Annotated in this window: 2 protein-coding genes; one reads left to right on the top strand and one right to left on the bottom strand. The window is 65.2% G+C overall.

Annotated elements, in window-relative coordinates:
• The coding region (locus tag MXAZACID_RS20390; protein WP_008494218.1) for a CHASE3 domain-containing protein at positions 1–2,117 on the bottom strand (2,117 nt) is incomplete at its 3' end.
• A 231-nt stretch (positions 2,118–2,348) separates the two neighbouring features.
• Here MXAZACID_RS20390 and MXAZACID_RS10115 point away from each other — a divergent pair.
• Positions 2,349–4,844, top strand: a complete 2,496-nt coding sequence (locus tag MXAZACID_RS10115) for an ATP-binding protein (RefSeq protein ID WP_144052743.1) — start codon at positions 2,349–2,351, stop codon at positions 4,842–4,844.
• The last annotated feature ends 468 nt before the right edge of the window (positions 4,845–5,312 follow it).

The following is a 5,312-nucleotide window of genomic DNA, read 5'->3' on the forward strand; positions in this document are numbered from 1 at the left end:
AAGCCGGGATCGAACGTCTCCGGCAGGGTCACGGTGAAGACGCTGCCCTGGCCGAGCGTGCTCGTCACCCCCAGCGTGCCGCCGAGCAGCCGGGCGAGCTCGCGCGAGATCGACAGCCCCAGCCCGGTGCCGCCATATTTGCGGCTGATGGTGCCATCCGCCTGATGGAAGGCATCGAAAATATGCGCCTGCTGCTCTTCGGAAATGCCGATGCCGGTATCTGACACGGCGAAGGCGATCCGCCCGCCATCGGCGCGCTGCATGCTCAGCCGCACCTCGCCGGCTTCGGTGAATTTCAGCGCGTTGGAGAGCAGGTTTTTCAGTACCTGCTCCAGGCGCTGGGAATCCGTCACCATGCTGGTCGGCGCGTCCGGCGCGGCCTCGATCACCAGCCCGATCCGCCGCTCGCGGGCGATCGGCTCGAACATCTGGCGCAGATGCGTGGCGATGCGCTCCAGCTTCACATGATCCGGCTGGATTTCGACATGCCCGGCCTCGATCTTGGAGAGATCGAGAATATCGTTGATCAGGGTCAGCAGATCATTGCCGGAGGATTGGATGGTCTGGGCGTATTTCACCTGCTCGGCGGAGAGCGTGTTGGTCGGGTTATCGGCGAGCAGCTTGGCCAGGATCAAAAGCGAGTTCAGCGGCGTGCGCAGCTCGTGCGACATATTGGCCAGGAAGTCCGATTTATAGCGGCTGGCCTGCTCCAGCTCGCGCGCCTTCAGCTGGATGAAGCCATTGGCTTTTTCCAGCTCGTCGCGCTGGCTTTCCAGCAGCTGGGTCTGTTCTTCCAGCCGGGCATTGCCCTGTTCCAGCTCCGCCTGCTGCTGCTCCAGCCGCGCCTGGGATTCCTTCAGCGCCCGGCTCTGCTCCTCCAGCTCCTCGTTGGAGACCCGCAGCTCCTCCCCCTGCACCTGAAGTTCCTCGGATTTTTGCTGGGTTTCCGCCAGCAGCGCCTTCAGCTCGTCGCGGTAGCGGGTGGCGCGCACCACCATGGCGATGGCGGCGGAGAGCTTGTCCAGCAGCGCCACCACCTCGCCATCCACCGGCTGGATGAAGCCCAGCTCCAGCACCGTGTTGGCCACGCCTTCGATGCTGCCGGGCACCACGATCAGCTGGCGCGGGCTGCGCTGGCCGAGCGCGGTGCCGAAGGTGAGATAGCCTTCCGGCACGTTTTCGAGCACGATATGATGGGTCTTCGCCACCGCCTCGCCGAGCAGCCCGTCATGCGCGGTGATGCGCGCCGGCAGGAAGGCGGTGGCCGGCACGCCATAGCTGGCGGTGCGCGCGAAGCCGTCCTCGTCGGCGACATAGATCACCCCGGCGACGGCGCCGAAATAGTTGGACATGAAGGCGAGGATGCTCTCGCCCAGCCGCGCCGCATCCGGCTGGCCGCGCATCGCCGCCTCCAGCCCGACCTGGGCGGACTGGATCCAGTCCTGGCGCTGGCGTTGCAGCGTGGCGCGGCGGATCAGCCAGCCCACCACCAGCGCCAGAATGATGCTGACCAGGCCGGAGGCGATGCCGCTGGCCATCGCGTGCTGGTAGGCGGCCGCCATCTCGCGCAGGCGCTGGGCGCGCAGCACTTCCTCGGTCTGGTCCATCTCGCCGAGCAGATCGCGGATATCGTCCATTTCGATCTTGCCGCGATTGCTGGCGATGATCGCCATCGCCGCGGGCTTGTCGCCGGACTGGGTCAGGGCGATGGTCTGTTTCAGCTCCGCCAGCTTGGCCGCCACATGTTGGCGCAGCGGCGCGATCCGCGCGACCTGTTGCGGGTTATCCTTGACCTGCCACGCCAGCGTGTCGATTTGCGGCGCCATGTTGGCGATGGCGTTATCATAGGGGGCGAGATAGGCGACATCGCCGGTGAGCATGTAGCCGCGCTGCCCGGTTTCGGCATCCAGCGCCGTGGCGCGCAGGGCCGATAGGCTGGCCAGCACATCGTGCGAATGCGAGATTTCGGCATTGTCGCGCTGGATCGTCCGCAGATTGAAATAGGCGGTGGCGCCGCTGATCAGGAAGAAGAGGATGGTGAGACCGAGACCGATGGTGATGGCGAATTCCGATCCTGCCGCGCGTCGATTCGCCTGCCAGCCTGGGGTCCGCTTCATCCTGGTCTCTATTCAATGATCTGTTGGTTAAACCGCGCGTCACACTACATATGGAAAAAGGTAAGGCAAATTGCATTAGTGTCATAAGATTTTTAGGCGCCAGGGCTTGTGCCGGGGTCGGGTCGTCCCGGATGCTAGGAAGCTGGGTCTCCCCGGATCGATGCCAGGTCGGCGTCGGCGTAAATGGAAGCGGACATGTGATGGAAGCGGACATGTGATGGAACCTGGCATGTGACGGCAGTGGCTCGCAGCGGCGCACTGGACGGGCTGGCCCAGCTGGCCGCGCAGATTTGCGGGGTGGCGGCGGGCCGGGTGACGCGCGTCACCTCCGCCGGGCAGCTGGTGCTGGGGCAATTCGGCACGGCGGCGCAGGCGGACGCGATTTTGCCGCTCTCCCATGGCTTCTGCCCGCTGGTGACCGCCGCCGGCGCGATGCTGAGCATTCCCGACATCGAAGCGGTGCCGGCGCACGCGGCGAATGCCGCGCTGCGCGAAGGCTGGCGCTTCTATGCCGGTCTGCCGCTGCGCGATGCGGACGGGGCGATTTTCGGGACGCTCTGCGTGGTCGATCTGGCGGCGCGGCCTGGCGGGCTCTCGCAGGAGCAGGTCGCGGCGCTGACGCTGCTGGGCGGGCAGGCGAGCGCGCAGCTGGCGCTGCGCGAGCAGGCGCGGCGCCAGAGCCAGGATGCCGAGAACGCCGCGCGCTATCGCGCTTTGTTCAATAATCTCGATGCAGGCTTCTGCATCATCGAGTTTTTCGACGGGCCGCACGGTCCGCTCTCCGATTATGTGCATATCGAGGCGAATGAAGGCTATGAGCGCCATACCGGCATTGCCGGCATCGTCGGCAAGACGCTGCGCGAGGTGGCGCCGAATGCGGCTGAGGGCTGGCTGGAGATTTATGGCGAGGTGCTGCGCACGGGCCAGGCGGTGAGCTTTGAGCGGGCGTTCACCGAGGTCGGGCGGGTCATTGAGGTCTCGGCGAATCGCATCGGCCCGGCGAACCAGCGCCAGGTTTCGGTGTTGTTTCGCGATATCACCGCGCGCAAGCGGACCGAGGCGGCGCTGCGCGAAAGCGAGGCGCTGGCCCGCGAGAACGGGCAGCGCCTGCAGTTCGCGCTCGCGGCCGGGGCGATTATCGGCACCTGGCTGTGGAATCTCGGCACCGGCCTGGTTGTGGTGGATGCCGCGTTTGCCGTGAATTTCGGGCTGGACCCGGAATGGGGGCTGGAAGGGCTGGAGCTGTCCCAGATTATGGCCAGCGTGCATCCGGACGATCTGCCGGGGCTGATGGGCGCGATCGACTCAGTGATCGCCCGGGGCGGGCCCTATGCCCACCAATATCGCGTGCGCCGCGCCGATGGGCGATATTACTGGGTGGAGGCGAATGGCCGGGTGGAGCATGATGCGGATGGCACGCCGCTGACCTTCAACGGCGTGCTGCTGGACGTGCAGGAGCGCCGGATGATGCTGGCCGAGCGCGAGCGCGCCGCCGCCGCGCTGCGCAGCCTGAACGAGACGCTGGAGCAGCGCGTGGCTGAGCGTACGGCGGAGCTGATGCGCGCCGAGGAGCAGCTGCGCCAATCCCAGAAAATGGAAGCGGTGGGGCAGCTGACCGGCGGGCTGGCGCATGATTTCAACAATCTGCTCACCGGCATCATCGGCAGCCTGGAATTGCTCGGCACCCGGGTGAATCAGGGCCGGCTGAACGAGCTGGACCGCTATCTGAATGCCGCGCAAGGCGCCGCCCGGCGCGCCGCGGCGCTGACCCACCGGCTGCTGGCCTTCTCCCGCCGGCAGACCCTGGACCCGAAACCGACCGACATGAACCGGCTGGTGCGCGGTATGGAGGAGCTGATCCGCCGCACCATGGGGCCGGAGGTGGAGATCGAGGTGGTGGGCGCGGCCGGGCTGTGGGCGACGCTGGTGGACCCGCCGCAGCTGGAAAACGCCCTGCTCAATCTCTGCATCAATGCCCGCGACGCGATGCCCCATGGCGGCCGGCTGACCATCGAGACCGCCAATCGCTGGCTGGACCCGCGCACGGCGCGGGCGCGCGATCTGCCGCCGGGGCAATATGTCTGCCTCTGCGTCACCGATACCGGAGCGGGGATGCCGCCGGAGGTGATCGCCAAGGCGTTCGACCCGTTTTTCACCACCAAGCCGCTGGGTCAGGGCACCGGGCTGGGATTGTCGATGATCTACGGCTTCGTGCGCCAGAGCGGCGGGGTGGCGCGGATTTATAGCGAGCCGGGACATGGCACGTCGGTGAGCCTGTATCTGCCGCGCTTCGCCGGCGAGGAGGCGGCGGGCGAGCCGGTGCCGGAGCTGCGCGCGGCGCCGCGCGCCAGCCATGGCGAGACGGTGCTGGTGGTGGATGATGAGCCCAGCGTGCGGATGCTGGTGATGGAGGTGCTGGAAGAGCTGGGCTATGCCGCCATCGAGGCGGCGGACGGCCCGGCCGGGCTGCGGGTGCTGCAATCGGATATGCGGATCGACCTGCTGGTCACTGATGTGGGGCTGCCGGGCGGCATGAATGGGCGGCAGATGGCGGATGCCGCGCGCGCCACGCGGCCGGCGCTGAATGTGCTGTTCATTACCGGCTATGCGGAGAACGCCATCATCGGCAACGGCCATCTGGAACCGGGCATGCATGTGCTGACCAAGCCCTTTGCGCTGGAGACGCTGGCGGCGCGGATCAAGGAACTGATCACCAACCCCGGGTGAAGATATAAAAATTGGGGCTGTCCTAGATAACTTTCCGTCTTATGCCTTCAACGCTTTGAAGGATCAGCATTATTTCGATCATTGCAGGGTTTCGCCTTTTGCCCGTGGCGTCAAGGGGTTTACTCGCCTTCGGCGACGCGCGGCGAAGCCGCGCGCCCTTGACGCCACGGGCAAAAGGCGAAGAGACTCGGGATCGACATAATGGCCAGATGAATGAAGATCGGGGACAGCCCCTAAAACTTTGCGGATGTGAAGGCTTTTTTTCAAAACCCCGCAGGCTTTCTCTGTCTTCGTCAAAAACCGCGTAATTGTTTCAAGGAGGCGGTCTCAAACCGTCTCTCATCGATTTCACCATGGCGTTTTAGAGCATCAAGCTTTTAGCTTGATGCTCTAACTTTTGTTTTTGCGCGCAATTTTATGTGTTTATCTTGACGCTCCCGCGTCAACCTAAACACTTATTGCGCTAGC

This window comes from Acidocella sp. MX-AZ02 (assembly GCF_000306035.1).
GTDB classification, from domain to species: Bacteria; Pseudomonadota; Alphaproteobacteria; order Acetobacterales; family Acetobacteraceae; genus Acidocella; species Acidocella facilis.